Genomic DNA, 17,054 nt, shown 5'->3' with positions numbered 1-17,054 from the left:
CATGAACGGTCGCGTTTTCTGCGACAGTGAAACCGACGATCTGGGCAAGGGGTCGTGCCGCGGTGAGAATGCGCCCTCCCGGGGGGAGGGTCGGGCGCGGCCCGGGCCTTTGGCCCGTGCTCGTTGAATGAGAGGTGCCGTGTCGCGGGGCGCCTTAACGCGATGTCGCGCGTCGGGCGAGGATCGAGATGACCGTGACCGTGAAGGAAATCCGGAACAGGTGATGCGCGGCAACCAGCACCGGGCTGACGCCGAGGCTCAGGGCGATCAGGCCCATTTCGGTGACGCCGCCGGGTGCAAAGCTGATGAGAACAGCCTCGAAGGGCATCGGTGAGAAGGGGGCGAGCAGCGTTGCGATCCCGAAACCGAGCCCGAGCAGAACGGCGACCACGAGAATGCCAAGGCTGAGGCAGGAAAGCAGGTGGCGCAGGGTGGTGCGGGCGAAGGTGGCACCAAGGCCGACGCCAACAATCAGTTGGGCACCGTTCAGCAGGATCGCCGGTCCGGAAATGTCCACAACACCGGTGGCCTGTAGGGTCGCGGTGAGAGCGAGGGGGCCGATCATGTGGCCTGCCGGCAGGCGCAGTTTGATCCCGACGACACCGCCGATGAGGGCTAGGGTGGCGATAAGAAGCCAATCGGTCACTTCGACGGGGGAAGCGTTGAGGTGCTGGCCAGCCGCGCTGCCGACCGTTTCGCCGGTCCAGAGGTAGAACAGGGTCGGGATGGTCACAACGACGATCACGATGCGCAGGAAGTGCTGAATGCTGAGGGTCTCGACATCGCCGCCAGCTTTCTCGCCGAGAGAGACCGCTTCGATCAACCCGCCGGGCATTGCGGCATAGGTTGCCGTGACGGGGTCATAGCGGCCGATATGGCGAAAGATGCCATAGCCGATCGCGTGGGCGGCAAAGACAAAGGGCACCATCGCGAGGATCGTGATCCAGATGCGGGGCAGTTCGCCCGCCATGTCGGCCTTGAATGTCGAACCGATCAGCACGCCGATGACGGCAATGAAGGTGGTGCGCAGGGGCTTGGGGTACCACGGTCGGGTGCCGGTGCGGGCAAAGGTCACGATGGCATAGGTTGCAACGAACACCAGGCTGCCCAGCAGAAAGGGAATGGGCAGGCCGAGAGTACGGGCCGAAAGTGCGCCGGCGAGGCCCAGAAGCAGCAGCAAGAGCAGGCCAGGAAGCTTGGGGACGAGTGCGCGCAGGTCTGAAAACATGAAAAGACCTCTGAGGAGAGGTCTCTCAGTTAACACGCGGCTAACTTGTTAACAAGTTTCCGGTCGCTGGAGGGCGATCAGGTACAGGCCGCCATCAGGCGATAGACGATCTGGGCTGCGGTGAAGTCCCATGCGGCGTTGCCGTCCGGGGCCAGTTCGACCACGTCAAGTCCGACACAGGTGCGGCCCTTGAGGGTGTGTTCCACCAGCTGCAGCGCCTGATAGTAGCCGAGACCACCGGGAACCGGTGTGCCGGTGGCGGGCATCTGGCTCGGGTCAAGGCCGTCGACATCAAAGCTGACGTAGACCAGTTCCGGGAAATCCTCGGGCAGGTCGACGGCGTGGATGTTGCCGGTGACCAGTTCCTCTGCATCCTTGAAGAAGACATCGTTGGCGGTACGGCTGTCGACTTCCTGCTGGCACAGGGCGCGTACCCCGAATTGCGCCAGCCGGATGCCTTCCTCGGCAAGGAGGTGCATGACGCTGGCGTGGCTGTGTTTGTTGCCCTGATAGGCCACGCGCAGGTCGGCGTGGGCGTCGATCTGGACAAGGCCCACAGGCTTGCCAAGGGCGCGGGCCACCCCCATCACGGCCCCGTAGGACAGCGAATGTTCCCCGCCCAGCGTGACAGGCAGTTTTCCGTCATTCACCGCAGCGCCGGTGCGCTGGGCAAGGCGTTCCATGACGTCTGGCATCGGGCCATCGCAATCAAGCGGCGCTTCGGTGAAGATGCCGCTGGCGCAGGGTTCCTTGCCGTTGCAGATGCGTTCAAGCTCGTTCGAGGCCTCGATGATCGCGGCGGGGCCGCCCTTGGTGCCCGAGCCATAGGAGACGGTGCGTTCGAGCGGCACCGGGATCACGCGGAAGCGGGCGTCTTCGCTGCGTTCTGCATCGGAAAGTTCGCTGTCGAGGAAAATGCTCATGAGAGTCTCTCTTTGAAGTCTTCGTAACCGAACTGCCTGATGAGATTGAGCTCGTCGGTCTCGCTGTTCCAGAGCGCGATGGTAGGCAGGGGCACGCCGTTGAAGGTGTTGGTCTTGACCATCGAGTAATGCGCCTGATCGAGAAAGGCGAAGCGTTGGCCGATCTTCAGCGGTTGTTCCCAGGTGTAGTCGCCGATCACGTCACCAGCGAGGCAGGAGGGGCCGCCAAGGCGGTAGGTGTGACCGATGTCGGCCTCGTCCAGAAGGGCGGGACGGTAGGGGGCTTCGATCACGTCGGGCATGTGGCAGGTGGCCGAGATGTCGGTGATGGCGAGGTTCATGCCATTCTGCGGCAGGTCGAGGATCTCGCCGACAAGAATGCCCGCATCAAGCGCCACGGCCTCGCCCGGTTCGAGATAGACCTCGAGGCCGTATTTGGAACGGATGTCCCTGATCAGCGCGATCAGCACCTCGGTGTCATAGTCGGCGCGGGTGATGTGATGGCCGCCGCCGAAGTTGATCCACTTGAGATCGTCGATATAGGGCTGGAGCTTGAACTCCACGGCCGACCACGTGCGCATCAGCGGCTCTACCCCCTGTTCGCACAGGGTGTGCATGTGAAGACCGTCGACGCCCTGCATGACCTCGGCACTCAACTGGCTGATCGGGGTGCCAAGACGCGAACAGGGGGCGCAGGGGTCGTATTTGGGAATCTCGCCCTCGGAATGTTCGGGGTTGATGCGCAAGCCCACCTGAACGCCTGCGGCCTGGGCCTTATCCAGGAAGCGGTCTTTCTGGGCGGGGCTGTTGAAGATGATGTGGTCGGACAGGGAGAGGATTTCGTCGATGTCCTGATCCTTGTAGCCGGCACAGAAGGTTGCGACCTCGCCGCCGTATTCCTCGCGGCCGAGACGGGCCTCGAAGATGCCCGACGCACAGGTGCCGCCGAGGTATTGGCGCACCAGCGGGGCCAGTGAGAACATGGAGAAGGCCTTGAGCGCCGAGAGCACATGGGCGCCGGATTGGTCGGCGACATCCCTGAGGATGGTCAGGTTGCGCTCGATGGCCTTTTCGTCGACCACGAAACAGGGCGTGGGCACGCGGGAGAGATCGAAGTCGCGGAAGGCACCGGCATCACCGGCCTGCGTGGTCATCATGTCGGACATGGGAAAGGCCTCTGGGGGTTGGTGGAAAGGCTTTTGCAAAAGCCTTTCCACGCGATTTCGAAATCGCGTCAAGCCGCTTGCAAGCGGCTTGGGCGTTTAGAAGTCGACCGGACCGTCGAGTTCGTGGACCTGCCAGGGCAGGCCGTGGTCGTTCAGCATGTCCATGAAGTTGTCGGGATCAAGCTGTTCCATGTTCCAGACACCGGGCTCGACCCAGTTGCCCTTCAGCACCTGCGCCGCACCGATCATCGCGGGCACGCCGGTGGTGTAGGACACGGCCTGCGAGCCGACCTCGGCATAGCATTCCTCGTGGTCGCAGATGTTGTAGATGTAATAGGTCTTTTCACCCGAGCCGTCCTTGGCCTGGCCGGTGGCGATGTCGCCGATGCAGGCCTTGCCCTTGGTTTCCGCGCCAAGGTCGCCGGGATCGGGCAGCAGGGTTTTCAGGAACTGGATCGGGATGATTTCCTGACCGTCGTGCATCACCGGATCGATGCGGGTCATGCCAACGTTTTCGAGCACCTTGGCGTGCATGATGTAGGCGTCACCGAAGGTCATCCAGAACCGGGCGCGTTCGATCTCGGGGAAGTGGGTCGAGAGCGATTCCAGTTCCTCGTGATACATCAGGTACATATTCTTGGGCCCGATGGCGGGAAAGTCGAACTCGACCTTGGTGGTCATGGCGGGGCTGGTTTTCCACTCGCCGCCTTCCCAGTGACGCACCTCGGCAAGAACTTCGCGCAGGTTGATCTCGGGGTTGAAGTTGGTGGCGAATTCCTGATCGTTCGAGCCGCCATTGGCGTCCAGAACGTCGATCTGGCGGATGGTGTCGAGCTTGTGCTTTTTCAGCCAGGTCGCGAAAACGCTGGTCACGCCCGGATCGAAGCCGGAACCGAGGATGGCGGTCAGGCCGGCCTCTTTGAATTTGTCCTGATAGGCCCATTGCCAGTGGTATTCGAACTTGGCCACGTCTTCGGGTTCATAGTTCGCGGTGTCGAGATAGTGGCAGCCCGCCTCGAGGCAGGCATCCATCAGCACCAGATCCTGGTAGGGCAGGGCCAGGTTGACGAGGATCTCGGCACCGGTTTCCTTGATCAGCGCGACGGTATCGGCCACCTTGTAGGCGTCCAGCGCGGCGGTCTTGATCTCGACGCCGGTGCGTTCCTTGACGCTTGCGGCGATGGCGTCACATTTCGATTTCGTGCGGCTCGCCAAGGTGATCTCGGTAAAGATATCCGAGTTCATCGCCATCTTGTGCACGGCTGCGTGGGACACGCCACCTGCGCCGACAACCAGAGTCTTACCCATGCGCTAATCTCCTGAGGCTGAGGGTTATTCGTAGTAAGTATAGCCGTTAATGCTATCGCGGTAAGCGGCCATGATCTGTTTGCGTTCCGAGGATTTCAGCATACCGGCCGAAATCGCGCCGTCGACCAGTTTGCGGAAGGCGGCGACGCAGTCGTTGGGATCGTATTCCACATAAGACAGCACCTGCGAGATGGTGTCGCCTTCCTGTTCGTGCAGCAGGTCAAAGCCGCCGTCGGCCCGCAGGTCGATGGTGACGGCGTTGGTGTCGCCGAACAGGTTGTGCAGATCGCCGAGGGTTTCCTGATAGGCGCCGATGAAGAAGACGCCGAGGTAATAGGGGTTGTCCTCGGGCAGGGAATGCACCGGCAGCGAGGGCGAGACGCCATCGGCAAGGATGAAGCGATCCACCTTGCCGTCGCTGTCACAGGTGATGTCAGAGAGCACCGCGCGCCGGTCGGTGGGTTCGTTCAGCATTTGCAGCGGCACGATCGGGTGCAGCTGGTCGATGGCCCATGAATCCGGCAGCGACTGGAAGAGCGAGAAATTGCAGTGGTAGATGTCGGCCACTTTCTCGAGCTGTTCGTCGATGTCCGAGGCGTCTTCGATGTCGGCCACAAGGGTTTTGATGCGGGCCATCAGGTGCAGGTAGACACGTTCGGCGCGGGCCATCTGGCGCAGGTCGATATAGCCGCGACGGAACAGGGCGCGCAGTTCGTTGCGATAGAAGCTGGCGTCGTTCCAGCATTCCTGGAGGCGTTCGGCAGAAAGGTAGCCGTTGACGGCGGCCAGATCGACTAGCAGGTGGTGGTCGTCTTCTTCGATCTGCGGTGCGGCGGGGGCGTCGTAGAGGGTGGTTTCCAGAACGTTGAAGATCAGGATTGACGAGGTCGCCGACACGGCGCGGCCGCTTTCGGTAACAAGGGTCGGGTGGTCAACGCCGGCTTCGTCCATCGCGTAGAGAACGGTTTCCACGACGTTGGCGCAATACTCGGCGACCGAATAGTTGATCGAGTTTTCTGCAGCCTTCTTTTCGCCGGTGTAGTCGACGCCCATGCCGCCGCCGAGATCGAGGTGGGTGAGGGGGACGCCTTCGTTGGTGAGTTCGGTGTAGTAGCGGCAGGCTTCGCCGACAGCGCGACGGATGTCGTTCACGTCGGGCACCTGGCTGCCGAGGTGGGAGTGTTGCAGCTTGAGGCAATGTAGCAGGCCCGCATCGCGCAGCTTGTCGACCACCGAGACCAGTTGATCGGTGTTCATGCCGAAAGCCGAACGGTCGCCCGAGCTTTCTTCCCATTTGCCGCTGATCTGGTTGGTCAGCTTGACGCGCACGCCTAGCATCGGTTCGACGCCGAGTTCCTTGAATACCTCGATGACGGTGTCGGCCTCTTTCGGGCTTTCCAGCACGATCACGGTGTTGAAGCCGATGCGGCGGGACAGGATGGCGAGGCGGATGAACTCGGCATCCTTGATGCCGTTGCAGACGATCAGCGCGTCCTTGGCCAGGCGATGCGCCAGCGCGATGACAAGTTCCGGTTTCGATCCGGCCTCGAGACCATAGCTAAACTCTTGTCCGAACTCGACAATCCGGTCGATGACCTGTGCCTGCTGGTTCACCTTGATCGGGAAAACGCCGCGGTAACAACCCTTGTAGCCGGTGCGCTGGATCGCGTCGCGGAAGCTTAGGTTGATGTTGCGGATCTCGTTTTCGAGGAACGAGCTGACGCGCAGGATCATCGGGACGTGCACGCCGCGTTCGTCGAGATCGGACAGGATCGCTGGCAGGGGAACCGGCGGGTTCTCGGGTTGCAGCGGGTTGAGGAGACCTATGTCGCCCTCCGGCGTAACGGTGATGAGGCCTTTGCCCCATTTATCAATACCATAGTCGAGATACGGTGCGCCGTGAGCTTGTTTCAATCAGGTGTCCCCGCGAGATTGGAGCCGGAAGTTTGAGAGCCGCCCTTTAGGGCCGTTGCGTGATTCGTCCAAGCATTATTTGGGCCTGGACACATTTTTTGGTTCCGAAAAGCCGCGTATGTTTTGCGTCGGTATTGCGACGGTATCACGGCGGTGGGCTTTGGGGAAAAAACCCGAAGGGCGGGCGGCGGCGATCAAGACGTTTTGAAGACATGGCCCCAAGATGACACGTTCCGAGTGTTGCGGCAAATTGGGTGGCGGCGTAGGCTTTGAACAAAGTTTTCTTGAGGTGTGTCATGCGTTTGATCCGAATTCTGCTGATGGTTGTTGTTGTGGTCGTTCTGGGGCTGGTTGCGCTTGTGGTGCTGCTGCCGGGTGAAAAGATTGCCAAGATCGCGGCAGATCAGGTCAAGGCGCAGACCGGGCGCGAGTTGAGCTTTGATGGCAAGGTCGGGTTGAGCTGGTATCCGGTGCTGGGTGTGAGCACGGGGGCGGTGACCCTTGGCAACGCGGACTGGTCGGATGCCGGGCCGATGTTCAGGGCCGAAAGCGCCGCGATCGGTGTGGACGCGATGAGCCTGATTGGCGGTGATATCCGGATCACCAAGATCGAAGCGGTACGGCCCGAAGTCCTTTTGGAAGTGGCCAAGGACGGGCGGGCCAACTGGGAGCTGTTTCCTGAAAGCGATGCCGCAACCGAAACCTCGGCCAGTGGAGAGAGCGGCCTTGGCGGGCTTGTTCTGGAGAGCCTGAACATCCGTGATGCGAAACTGCGGTATGTGGATCATGGCGGCGAGAGTTTCGAGATTTCCGACGTGGATGCGGCGCTGCGCTGGCTCGGCAAGGGCAAACCGGCCGAGGTGGACCTGACCCTGCGCCCCGCAGGCGACGAAGTGAGCCTGAATGCGGTGGTAAGTGACCTTGAGGGATTGCTTGGCGGCGCAGTCACAAATGTTCAGGCCAAGGTGCGCGCCGCCGGGGCAAGTGTTGATTTCGATGGGCGTGCAGCTCTTGATCCGCAGGTGGCGGGGATGCTGGACGCCAATGTGCCCGATCCGGATGCGCTCATGACGGCGCTGGGCCGTGCGCCTTCGGGCGTGGCGGGGCCGGCTGCGGTCAAGGGCGAGATTACCCTGACCAAGGAGGGGCAGTTCTCGTTGCGCAACGGCAGCATCACGGCCTTTGGCAACAGCCTGACGGCGCAGGCAGATGTCTTTACCAGCGGGCCGCGCCCCGTGGTGAATGCGCAGTTTTCGGCGGGAGGCCTTAACCTTGTGCCGCTGATGGGCAGCGGGGGCGAGAGCGCCCCAAGCGCGGCGAGATGGTCGAAAGACCCGATTGATGCGAGCGCGCTGGGGCTGATCGACGGCGAGATCGGGCTTTCGGCAGAGAGTATTGATCTGGGCAGTGCCAAGCTTGGCAAGACGCGGGCTATTGTGGCGATCAAGAATTCGCGGGCGGTGGTGACCCTGCGCGAGGCGCATATCTATGACGGTGTGGCGTCGGGCAAGGTGGTTGCCAACAACCGCAAGGGTTTCTCGGCGCGGGCGGATGTGTCGATTGCCGGTCTCGAATTGCAGAAGCTGCTGTCGGAAACGGCGGGGGTGACGCGGCTGTCGGGCAAGGGCAAGGCCGATATTTCGGTTCTGGCGTCAGGTAAGTCGATGCATGCGCTTATGAACTCGCTTGATGGCAGCGGATCTGTGGACGTTGGGCAGGGCAAGATTTCCGGCATTGATCTGGACCGCCTGCTGCGCGGCCAACCGGGGGGCGGCACCACGGTGTTTGACGCCCTGAGCGGGTCTTTCGTGATCAAGAAAGGCATCCTGAGCAATGACGACCTGTTGTTGTCGCTGCCCAGCGTGATTGCAAAGGGCGCAGGCACCGTGGGCATCGGGCTGCGCAATATCGACTATTTGTTCACACCCCAGCTGCGCAGCGAGACCGACGACGGGCTGGCGGTGCCGGTGGAGATCAAGGGCAGCTGGGACAACCCGCAGTTCATTCCGCGTCTCGACAAGGCGCTGGGACGGGATGTCGACCTCGAGATCGACAAGGTGACGGACAAGGCCAAGTCGGAGGTGAAACAGAAGCTGGAAGAAAAGCTTGGGGTGCAGTCAGGCGAAGAGCAATCGGTCGAGGATGCGCTCAAGCAGAAGCTTGAGGACAAGGCGGTCGACAAGCTCAAGAATTTGCTGGGCGGGAACTGATGACTGACTTTGGCAGGGCCGCATGATTGCTGCGGCCCGGACCCCGCCGCGTCTTTCGACGCTGATCATCCTGACGGCGGTGTCCATCCTGACCCTCAACATGTTCCTGCCGTCGCTGGCGAACATGGCAGCGGATTTCGGTGTCGATTATGCGCTGATGAACCTTTCGGTGGCCGGGTATCTGGGCGTGACGGCGGTGTTGCAGCTTGTCATGGGGCCGCTGTCTGACCGCTATGGGCGGCGACCGATCCTGCTTGGGGGGCTGGTGTTGTTCACGCTGGCCTCGGTCGGCTGTTGGCTGGCGCAGGACATCTGGGTGTTTCTTGGATTTCGGCTGTTGCAGGCCTCGGTGATTTCTGCCGCCGCGCTGTCGCGGGCGGCGGTGCGAGACATGGTGCCGGCGCAGGAGGCGGCGGCGATGCTTGGGCAGATCGGCATGGTGATGGCGATTGCGCCGATGCTGGGGCCAAGTTTTGGCGGCTTCCTTGACCAGTGGTTTGGCTGGCGGGCCAGTTTCGCGGTGTTCACCCTTCTTGGGGTGGGGATGATGGTGCTGGCCTGGGTCGATATGGGTGAGACGAATAGCACGCCGTCAGAGACCTTTGCGGCGCAGTTTCGCAGCTATCCGGAGCTGATCCGGTCGCGCCGTTTCTGGGGCTATTCCCTGTGCCTCGCCTTTTCGGTCGGGGCGTTCTATGCCTTCATCACCGGCGCTGCGCTGGTGGCGGGGGAGGTGTTTGGCCTGACGCCCGCGCAGGTGGGGATCGGGATTGGTTCGATCACCGGTGGGTTTGCCTTTGGTAATTTCCTTTCGGGGCGTCTTGCCAAGACCCGTAGCCTGACGGTGATGATGCTGGCGGGGCGCGTCGTGGCCTGCGGCGGGTTGCTGGTTGGCATCGTTCTGGTGATGGCGGATGTGGTCTCGCCGATCAGCTATTTCGGCTGCGTGGTGTTTGTGGGGCTTGGCAATGGTCTGACCCTGCCGGCAGCGAGTGCCGGGGCGATGTCGGTGCGGCCGCAACTGGCGGGGAGTGCATCGGGCCTGTCGGGGGCGCTGATGGTGGCCGGGGGCGCGCTGTTGACCATGCTGACGGGGGCGGTGTTGTCGCCCGAGAACGGTGTGGAACTGTTGCTCTGGATCATGCTGGCCTCGGCCGGGGGCGGGTTGCTGGCGGCGCTTTACGTGCGCCGGATCGACCTGCGCGAGGGGACAACCCATTGACTTGAGACAATGAGACGTGCGAGGGAGGCGGCATGACACGGACTGGCCTCATCTTCACCGTCTATTATGCCCTGACCACATAAGTGGCGGGGGTCTAATCATGTTCAACCGCCGCGGCGCGGTGAGTTGAACGAGAGGCACAATCTTCACACTGGCGCGCGGCCCAAGTGAGAAGGAGCCTTGTCATGGGGTTTCAGGAAAAGACACGCCTTGGCCTTGTGGGGTTCGGGGCTTTCGGGCGGCTGACGGCATCTGTTCTGGCCGATCATTTCGACGTGGTGGTGCATGATCCGGTGCATGTGCAGGCGGTGCTGCCGGACGGGCGGGCGCTGGAGATGGGCAGTTTGGCCGATGTGGCGCAGTGTGCGGTGATCGTGGTGGCAGTGCCGGTGGCGCGGATGCGGCACCTGTTCGGGCTGCTGGGGCCGATGCTGCGGCCGGGGGCGCTGGTGATTGACGTGGGATCGGTGAAGATGGAGCCGGTGGCCCTGATGCAGGAACTGTTGCCGGTGGGGGTGGATATTGTCGGCACCCATCCGCTGTTCGGGCCGCAGAGTGCAAAAGAGGGCGTGGCGGGCCGCAAGATCGTGGTGTGCCCGGTGCGGGGGCGCAGGCATCATCAGGTTGCGGGCTTCCTGCGGTGGCTGGGGCTGGAGGTGATTGTCGAGAGCGCCGAGGCACATGATCGCGAGGCGGCGATGGTGCAGGGGCTGACGCATCTGATTGCCAAGGTGCTGGTCGAGATGGGACCGCTGCCGGAGCGGATGACCACGGCGAGTTTCGACCTTCTGCGCGAGGCGGTCGGGATGGTGAAGGATGATCCGCCCACGGTCTTGCATGCCATCGAAGCGGCCAACCCCTTTGCCGCAGAGGTGCGCGAGGCGTTTTTCGCGCGCGCGGCCGAGGTGCGCGGACGGTTCGAGGCGTGAGGCAAAAGAAAACCCCGCGTGCCATGTGGCAGCGGGGTTCTTTGTAATTCTGCGCGGACCGATCAGCGTTTGCGGTCGCGGCGCGAGGACATCGGCTGGAAGGCGACGCCGACGTGGGCTTCGCAATAGGGTTTGCCCTGTTGCACAGGCAGACCGCAGAACCAGAAGTCTTCGGTGGCCGGATCGCCCACAGGCCATTTGCAGGTGCGCTCGGTCAGTTCCATCAGAGTGAGTTTCTTGGCCGATTTCTCGACCTCGTTCACCTTGGCAAGCGCCTCGGGGCTGATTTCGTTTGCCGAAGGTTGCGGCGGCAGCGGCTGGCCGGCGGGGATGATTGCCTTGCGGGCCGGGCTGGTGGCCGGACGTGCAGCAACGGCGGGTTCGGTCTTGGGTTCCGGCTTGGGCTCGGCTTTGGGCTTGGGCGCTTCGGCGGCCTTGGGCTTGGGAGCCGGTTTCGGTTTGGCCTCGGCCTTGGGTTTGGTTTCGGTCTTGGTCGAGGTCGCACGGTTGGACAGGCCAAGGCGGTGCACCTTGCCGATCACCGCGTTACGGGTGACGCCGCCCAGCTCTTTGGCGATCTGGCTGGCCGATTGGCCCTCGCCCCACATTTTTTTCAAAAGCTCTACGCGCTCGTCGGTCCAGGACATCCGTGAATTCCTCAGCTAAAAGGCGGCTCTTTTTTGAACCGCCCCGCATTTCTTGGTCAGGGGCCTATTTTAGCCACCCCGGTCCGAGTTACAAGGCAGAGAATCAGAAGAAGCAGGGGCAGGACGCCATGAATCAGCTTGAAATGGGTGTGCGCAGGTTTGGCCGGGTGAATTGGCTGGGGCTCTGGACACTGGCAAAGCGGGAAATTCTGCGGTTTACGGCGGTCTGGACGCAGACCCTTTTGGCACCGCTTGTGACGGCGGGCCTGTTTCTGATGATCTTCAATATCGCGATTGGCCCGCGTCGGGGCGATGTGATGGGGGTGCCGTTTATCGAGTTCCTCGCGCCCGGTATCCTGATGATGACGGTGATTCAGAACAGTTTTGCCAATACCTCATCGTCGATCGTGATCTCGAAGGTGCAGGGCAATATCGTTGACACCCTCATGCCGCCGATTGCGCCTTTGGAGATGGTGATCGGCTATCTTGCAGGGGGTGTCGTACGTGGCGTGCTGGTGGCGGTCGCGATCATGACGGGCCTTGCCCTGTTCCTCGGGATGGGCGTGGCGCATCCGCTGTGGGCCCTGCTGTTTGTCGTGATGGGGGGCGCCTTGTTGGGGTCGATCGGCATTGTTGCAGGGATTTTTGCCAACAAGTTCGACCAGATGGCGGCGATCACCAATTTCATCGTGACGCCCTTGGCCTTTCTGTCCGGCACCTTCTATTCGGTGACGGCGCTGCCGCCGGTCTTGCAGACGGTGACCCATTTCAACCCGATCTTCTATGTCATCGACGGGGCGCGGTATGGCGTCTTGGGCGTGTCGGACAGTTCGCCGGTTCTGGGGCTTGTTGTTGTGGCCGGGTGGACCTTTGCCATTGCGCTGTCGGCATGGACCATGCTGCGGACCGGTTATCGTCTGAAGAGCTAGGGCTTCAGGCGCGGCGGTTGCGGGTTTCGCGCCATGCGAGGATTGCGGCGCTGGCGAGAATCAGGGCCGCGCCGCACCAGCTTGTCCAGTCGGGCAGGACGCTGAAGACCACCGCATCATAGAGGGTGGCGAAGGCCAGTGCACAGTAGAAGAAGGGCGAGACAAAGCTCGCGTCAGCCAGGCGCACGGCGTTGATGAAACAGGTCTGGGCCATCGCCATCAACGCACCGATTCCCGCCAGTGCCAGCCATTGAAGCGGGGCGGGCGATTGCCAGACGAAGAGGACGGCCACGGTTGCGATGACAAGGCCGATGGCGTTGTTGCTGATCAGAACCTGAAAGGGTTTCTCGCGGCCCGAGAGCAGCTTGATGAAAATGAGTTCCGCGCCCATGCAGAGGGCGGCTGTCAGGGCGATGAGTGCCCCGAATTGAAGAGCGCCAGCACCGGGCCGCATGAGGATCAACGCACCGAGAAGCGCGATGGCCGCCGAGCCCCAGCGCCATGGTCCGATGCGTTCGCCGAGGAAGGGAATCGCGAACAGCATCCCGAACACCGGATTGAGAAAGCTGATGGCTGTGGCGTCGGCCAGCGGGATAAAGGATGCGGCGGCAAACATCAGGGTGACACCACCCCAGCCGAGGCTGGAACGTCCGATGTGCAGGCCGAGATGTGGTTTGGTGAACTTTGGCCGCAGGATCAGGGCCGCGATGGCAAAGCCAAGGAACGCAAAGAGAAACCGCCCGTGGCTGATTTGCAGCGCGTGAAGCGGGGTGCCGAGCGCGCCGGTGCCAAGCGCCTTGGCCAACAGGGTCGTGCCCGCTGCAAAGCCCGAGGCCGCGATGGTCAGGATGGCGGCCAGCGCCGGGTTTTGCGAGGTCTCGCTCATGGGGTGAGCATTGGATGGGATTGCAACAGGGATCAAGCGGAAATGCCGCAGGTGCAGATTGGGGGTTCTCAAGAGGGGAACGGCCCGCTAAAGGGGCGTCATGGGTAACAAGATCGCATATCAGGGCCTCCGACGCCTGCGAACCGAACGCCGCCGATAAGACCGGCCGCGTTCCCGTTGCTGTGTGAAAAACGCAGGAACTTCCCAGAAATTGCGCCTTGAGCGCGCAGCACAATCCGACATTGTTGACTTGACCGCCCGCGTGGGGCAACCACAGGGCTTCTTATCTAAGGACAGGACCATGATCCCTTCTGTTTTGCCGACCTATAACCGTGCGCCTCTGAGCTTTGTCAAAGGCGAAGGAAGCTGGATGATCGAGGCGGATGGCCGACGTTTTCTGGACCTCGGGGCGGGGATTGCGGTGAATGTTCTGGGCCATGCCAACCCGGTGCTGGTGAACGCGCTGACCGAGCAGGCGAATGCCATCTGGCACGTGTCGAACCTCTACGAGATCCCGCAGCAGCAGGCGCTGGCTGACAAGCTGGTGGCCGAGAGCTTTGCCGATACCGTTTTCTTCACCAACTCGGGCACCGAAGCCTGTGAGCTGGCGGTGAAGATGGCGCGCAAGTACTGGTATGAAAAGGGCCAGCCCGAGAAGGTCGAGATCATCGCCTTTGACGGATCGTTCCATGGCCGGTCGTCGGCGGGTATCGCCGCGGCGGGGTCGGAGAAGATGACCAAGGGCTTTGGCCCGCTGCTGCCGGGCTTCAAGCAGCTGACCTGGGGCGACGTCGCGGCGGTGAATGATGCGATTGATGACAAGACAGCCGCCATCATCGTCGAGCCGGTTCAGGGCGAAGGCGGCATCCGTCCGATGGCGGATGAAGACCTTCAGGAACTGGCGCATATCTGCAAGGAAAACGACGTGCTGCTGATCCTGGACGAGGTGCAGTGCGGTGTTGGCCGGACCGGCAAGCTGTTTGCGCATGAATGGGCGGGCATTTCGCCGGATATCATGATGGTGGCCAAGGGGATTGGCGGTGGTTTCCCGCTTGGGGCCGTTCTGGCCTCAGAAGAAGCGGCCAGCGGCATGACGGCAGGCACCCACGGGTCGACCTATGGCGGCAACCCGCTGGCCTGTGCCGTGGGCAATGCGGTGATGGACGTGGTTGCCGCGCCCGAGTTTCTTGCGGATGTGAACCGCAAGAGCGGTTTGCTCCGGCAGAAGCTGGAGGGGCTGGTGGCCTCTTATCCCGACCTGTTCGAAGAGGTGCGTGGCAGTGGTCTGATGATGGGCCTGAAGTGCTATGCGCCGAACATGGACGTGGTGAACGCGGGCTATGACAACGAGGTTGTCACCGTTCCCGCCGCCGATAACGTGGTGCGCCTGCTGCCGCCGCTGAACATTTCCGAAGACGAGATTGCCGAGGCCGTTGTGCGGCTTGAGAAGGCAGCGGCGCAGGTTGCCGCGAAGAAGGACTGAGACGATGAACCATTTCCTGGATATTCATACGACCGATGAAGCCGATCTGCGGGGCATGATCGAGAGCGCCAAGACCATCAAGAATGCGCGCAACGGCCGTCCGCGCGGGGCGCTGGACGACGACCAGCTGCTCAAGGATCACATGGTTGCGCTGATTTTCGAAAAGCCCTCGACCCGGACCCGCGTGTCGTTTGATGTGGGCGTGCGCCAGATGGGCGGGCAGACGATGGTTCTGTCGGGCAAGGAAATGCAGCTGGGCCACGGTGAGACCATCGCCGACACTGCACGTGTTCTGAGCCGCTATGTCGACCTGATCATGATCCGGACCTTTGAAGAGCAGGTTCTGCTTGAACTGGCAGAGTATGCGGATGTGCCGGTGATCAACGGTCTGACCGACCGTACCCACCCCTGCCAGATCATGGCCGATATCCTGACCTATGAAGAGCATCGCGGCCCGATCAAGGGCAAGAAGGTGGTCTGGTCGGGTGACGGTAACAACGTCTGTGCCTCGTTCATTCACGCGGCGGGCCAGTTCGGTTTCGACCTGACCTTTACCGGCCCCGAGGTTCTTGATCCGGAGCAGGAGTTCGTGGATCTGGCGCGCTCGAAAGGATCGAAGATCGAGATCGTGCGTGATCCGGTTGAAGCGGTTACTGGTGCCGATCTTGTCGTGACCGACACCTGGGTCTCGATGCATGACGCGCAGTCGGCGCGGGAACGTCGCCACAATCAGCTGCGTCCCTTCCAGGTGAACGAAGAGTTGATGAGCCACGCCAAGCCGGACGCGCTTTTCATGCACTGCCTGCCGGCGCACCGTGACGAAGAGGCCACCAGCGCCGTGATGGACGGCCCGCATTCGGTGATCTTTGACGAGGCTGAGAACCGCCTGCACGCACAGAAGGCGGTTATGCGGTGGTGCCTGGGCAAGTGATTGCCCTGAAAGGTTAATTGGAAACGCCCCGCCGGTTCGGTGGGGCGTTTTCTTTTGCGTGATCGGGCGGGTTTATGTGTAGTTGGCACATGCTGGTCGCAAATTTGCCCCAAAGGCCATTTAGGGGGTGGGGCGACCTTTTGGGGATCGCGTTTTTTGATCCTGTGCGAGTGTGATGGTTTCCTTTGGGCGGCAGAAGCCGCGGCCAAGCAGGAGAGAACATGGCTGGCAAGGAAAAGGGCAAGTCTGCCTATCCGCAGATCGTTGTTGCAGGCGCGGGCAGCGTGGGCTGTTTCGTGGGGGGATTGCTGGCGCGTGGGGCGCATTGCGTGACCCTGCTGCTGCGCGAGCGGATGCACGAGGAATTGTCGCGTCAGGGCCTGATGCTTACCGATTTTACCGGCATGGACGAGGAGCTGTCGCCGGACAGCTTTGGCCTGCAGACCGATCCCGCCTGTCTTGCGCAGGCCGATATCATCCTTGTGACCGTGAAAAGCCGGGACACGGACGAGATGGGGCAGTTGATCCGCGAACATGGGCGCAAGGATGCGGTGGTGATCAGCCTTCAGAACGGGGTGGGCAATGCCGGTGTGTTGAAACGCAGCCTGCCCGGATGGGATGTGCGCGCAGGGATGGTGCCGTTCAACGTGGTCAACATGGGCGGTGGCCGGTTCCACCGGGGCACCAGCGGGGACATCTATATCGAGAAGGGGCCGGGGCGTCTTGCCTGGCATCTGAGTGTCAACGACCTGACGTTTCACGAGCGCAGCAAGATGACCGAGGTGCAATGGGGCAAGCTCTTGGTGAACCTCAACAATGCGATCAACGCGCTGGCGGGGATCCCGCTGCGCGAGCAGTTGCGGTCGATGGCGTGGCGGCGGATCGTGGCGGACCAGATGGCCGAGGCGCTGAAGGTGGTCGAGGCGGCGGGGATTGAGGTTGTGCCACCAATGAACACGCGGATGCCGATGCGCTGGTTGCCGAAAATCCTGCGGTTGCCGTCGCCTTTGTTCAACCGCGTGGCGCGGTCGATGCTGACGATTGATCCCAAGGCACGCAGTTCCATGTGGGAAGACCTTGAACAGGGGCGGACCACCGAAATCGCAGAGTTGCAGGGCATGATCGTGGCTTTGGCCGAGCAGGAGGGGCTGGAGGCGCCTTTGAATGCGCGGGTTGCGGAACTGATCCGTGATGCCGAGTTGCGTGGCGCGGGATCGCCGAAGCTGTCGCCGAGGGCCGTGCGCAGGTAGGCAGAGCCGCACTTGCAGATCGGGGCGA

General features: G+C 62.0%; 14 protein-coding genes. 7 read left to right on the top strand and 7 right to left on the bottom strand.

The features are described from left to right. Nucleotides 1–154: 154 nt before the first annotated feature. The 5 genes from NNA36_RS00225 to speA all read right to left on the bottom strand — a co-directional run bounded on the left by NNA36_RS00225 (nt 155) and on the right by speA (nt 6,539). Nucleotides 155–1,228 carry an AbrB family transcriptional regulator gene (locus NNA36_RS00225; protein ID WP_255103135.1) on the bottom strand — a complete coding sequence of 358 codons (1,074 nt, stop codon included), beginning with the start codon at nt 1,226–1,228 and terminating at the stop codon, nt 155–157. A 77-nt stretch (nt 1,229–1,305) separates the two neighbouring features. After that, nucleotides 1,306–2,151, bottom strand: coding sequence for an agmatinase (speB, locus tag NNA36_RS00220; RefSeq protein ID WP_255103133.1), 846 nt, complete (start codon nt 2,149–2,151; stop codon nt 1,306–1,308). Continuing rightward, a complete protein-coding gene (gene nspC / locus NNA36_RS00215; protein ID WP_255103131.1) occupies nt 2,148–3,317 on the bottom strand; it encodes a carboxynorspermidine decarboxylase in 1,170 nt (389 codons plus the stop codon). The genes speB and nspC overlap by 4 nt, the downstream gene beginning before the upstream one ends. Nucleotides 3,318–3,413: 96 nt before the next feature. Beyond that, complete coding sequence (locus NNA36_RS00210) at nt 3,414–4,625, bottom strand: saccharopine dehydrogenase family protein (RefSeq protein WP_255103127.1); 1,212 nt, start codon at nt 4,623–4,625, stop codon at nt 3,414–3,416. A gap of 24 nt (nt 4,626–4,649) precedes the next feature. After that, nucleotides 4,650–6,539 carry a biosynthetic arginine decarboxylase gene (speA, locus tag NNA36_RS00205; protein WP_255103125.1) on the bottom strand — a complete coding sequence of 630 codons (1,890 nt, stop codon included), beginning with the start codon at nt 6,537–6,539 and terminating at the stop codon, nt 4,650–4,652. Between the two features lie 296 nt (nt 6,540–6,835). On the opposite strand from speA, the gene NNA36_RS00200 reads away from it, so the two are divergent. From NNA36_RS00200 to NNA36_RS00190, 3 genes are all read left to right on the top strand, one after another. Beyond that, complete coding sequence (locus NNA36_RS00200; RefSeq protein ID WP_255103124.1) at nt 6,836–8,749, top strand: AsmA family protein; 1,914 nt, start codon at nt 6,836–6,838, stop codon at nt 8,747–8,749. 22 nt (nt 8,750–8,771) lie between these two features. Continuing rightward, entirely contained in the window at nt 8,772–9,971 is a 1,200-nt protein-coding gene (locus NNA36_RS00195; RefSeq protein ID WP_255103122.1) for a multidrug effflux MFS transporter, read from the top strand. Nucleotides 9,972–10,156: 185 nt separating this feature from the next. Then, the gene (locus NNA36_RS00190; RefSeq protein WP_255103120.1) at nt 10,157–10,900 is read left to right on the top strand and encodes a prephenate dehydrogenase/arogenate dehydrogenase family protein; all 744 of its coding nucleotides are present in this window, start codon (nt 10,157–10,159) and stop codon (nt 10,898–10,900) included. A 62-nt stretch (nt 10,901–10,962) separates the two neighbouring features. Here NNA36_RS00190 and NNA36_RS00185 read toward each other — a convergent pair whose 3' ends face one another. Continuing rightward, nucleotides 10,963–11,547 (bottom strand): GcrA family cell cycle regulator, encoded by a 585-nt coding sequence (locus NNA36_RS00185; RefSeq protein ID WP_255103118.1) that lies wholly within the window; start codon nt 11,545–11,547, stop codon nt 10,963–10,965. Nucleotides 11,548–11,675: 128 nt separating this feature from the next. Here NNA36_RS00185 and NNA36_RS00180 point away from each other — a divergent pair, with 128 nt between their 5' ends. Next, a complete protein-coding gene (locus NNA36_RS00180; protein WP_255103116.1) occupies nt 11,676–12,476 on the top strand; it encodes an ABC transporter permease in 801 nt (266 codons plus the stop codon). A gap of 4 nt (nt 12,477–12,480) precedes the next feature. Here NNA36_RS00180 and NNA36_RS00175 read toward each other — a convergent pair whose 3' ends face one another. After that, on the bottom strand, nt 12,481–13,362 hold the full coding sequence (locus tag NNA36_RS00175) for a DMT family transporter (protein WP_255103114.1): 882 nt from the start codon (nt 13,360–13,362) through the stop codon (nt 12,481–12,483). Nucleotides 13,363–13,663: 301 nt separating this feature from the next. On the opposite strand from NNA36_RS00175, the gene NNA36_RS00170 reads away from it, so the two are divergent. The 3 genes from NNA36_RS00170 (at nt 13,664) to NNA36_RS00160 (ending at nt 17,026) form a co-directional block, all read left to right on the top strand. Beyond that, nucleotides 13,664–14,845 carry an aspartate aminotransferase family protein gene (locus NNA36_RS00170; RefSeq protein WP_255103112.1) on the top strand — a complete coding sequence of 394 codons (1,182 nt, stop codon included), beginning with the start codon at nt 13,664–13,666 and terminating at the stop codon, nt 14,843–14,845. A 4-nt stretch (nt 14,846–14,849) separates the two neighbouring features. Then, nucleotides 14,850–15,776, top strand: a complete 927-nt coding sequence (gene argF / locus NNA36_RS00165; protein WP_255103110.1) for an ornithine carbamoyltransferase — start codon at nt 14,850–14,852, stop codon at nt 15,774–15,776. Nucleotides 15,777–15,997: 221 nt separating this feature from the next. Then, the gene (locus NNA36_RS00160; protein WP_255103108.1) at nt 15,998–17,026 is read left to right on the top strand and encodes a 2-dehydropantoate 2-reductase; all 1,029 of its coding nucleotides are present in this window, start codon (nt 15,998–16,000) and stop codon (nt 17,024–17,026) included. Nucleotides 17,027–17,054: the final 28 nt, after the last annotated feature.

Source organism: Shimia sp. CNT1-13L.2, from assembly GCF_024331145.1.
In the GTDB taxonomy this organism is placed as follows: Bacteria; Pseudomonadota; Alphaproteobacteria; order Rhodobacterales; family Rhodobacteraceae; genus Shimia.
The sequence above is the reverse complement of the archived record's forward strand: the minus strand, read 5'-3'. Positions and strand labels throughout refer to the sequence as shown.

Coding starts and splice junctions, on each gene's coding strand:
- nspC (WP_255103131.1), bottom strand. CDS start 3,317: ATGTCCGACATGATGACCACGCAGGCCGGTGATGCCGGTGCCTTCCGC.
- speB (WP_255103133.1), bottom strand. CDS start 2,151: ATGAGCATTTTCCTCGACAGCGAACTTTCCGATGCAGAACGCAGCGAA.
- NNA36_RS00160 (WP_255103108.1), top strand. CDS start 15,998: ATGGCTGGCAAGGAAAAGGGCAAGTCTGCCTATCCGCAGATCGTTGTT.
- NNA36_RS00175 (WP_255103114.1), bottom strand. CDS start 13,362: ATGAGCGAGACCTCGCAAAACCCGGCGCTGGCCGCCATCCTGACCATC.
- NNA36_RS00190 (WP_255103120.1), top strand. CDS start 10,157: ATGGGGTTTCAGGAAAAGACACGCCTTGGCCTTGTGGGGTTCGGGGCT.
- NNA36_RS00180 (WP_255103116.1), top strand. CDS start 11,676: ATGAATCAGCTTGAAATGGGTGTGCGCAGGTTTGGCCGGGTGAATTGG.
- NNA36_RS00170 (WP_255103112.1), top strand. CDS start 13,664: ATGATCCCTTCTGTTTTGCCGACCTATAACCGTGCGCCTCTGAGCTTT.
- NNA36_RS00210 (WP_255103127.1), bottom strand. CDS start 4,625: ATGGGTAAGACTCTGGTTGTCGGCGCAGGTGGCGTGTCCCACGCAGCC.
- NNA36_RS00200 (WP_255103124.1), top strand. CDS start 6,836: ATGCGTTTGATCCGAATTCTGCTGATGGTTGTTGTTGTGGTCGTTCTG.
- NNA36_RS00225 (WP_255103135.1), bottom strand. CDS start 1,228: ATGTTTTCAGACCTGCGCGCACTCGTCCCCAAGCTTCCTGGCCTGCTC.
- argF (WP_255103110.1), top strand. CDS start 14,850: ATGAACCATTTCCTGGATATTCATACGACCGATGAAGCCGATCTGCGG.
- NNA36_RS00185 (WP_255103118.1), bottom strand. CDS start 11,547: ATGTCCTGGACCGACGAGCGCGTAGAGCTTTTGAAAAAAATGTGGGGC.
- NNA36_RS00195 (WP_255103122.1), top strand. CDS start 8,772: ATGATTGCTGCGGCCCGGACCCCGCCGCGTCTTTCGACGCTGATCATC.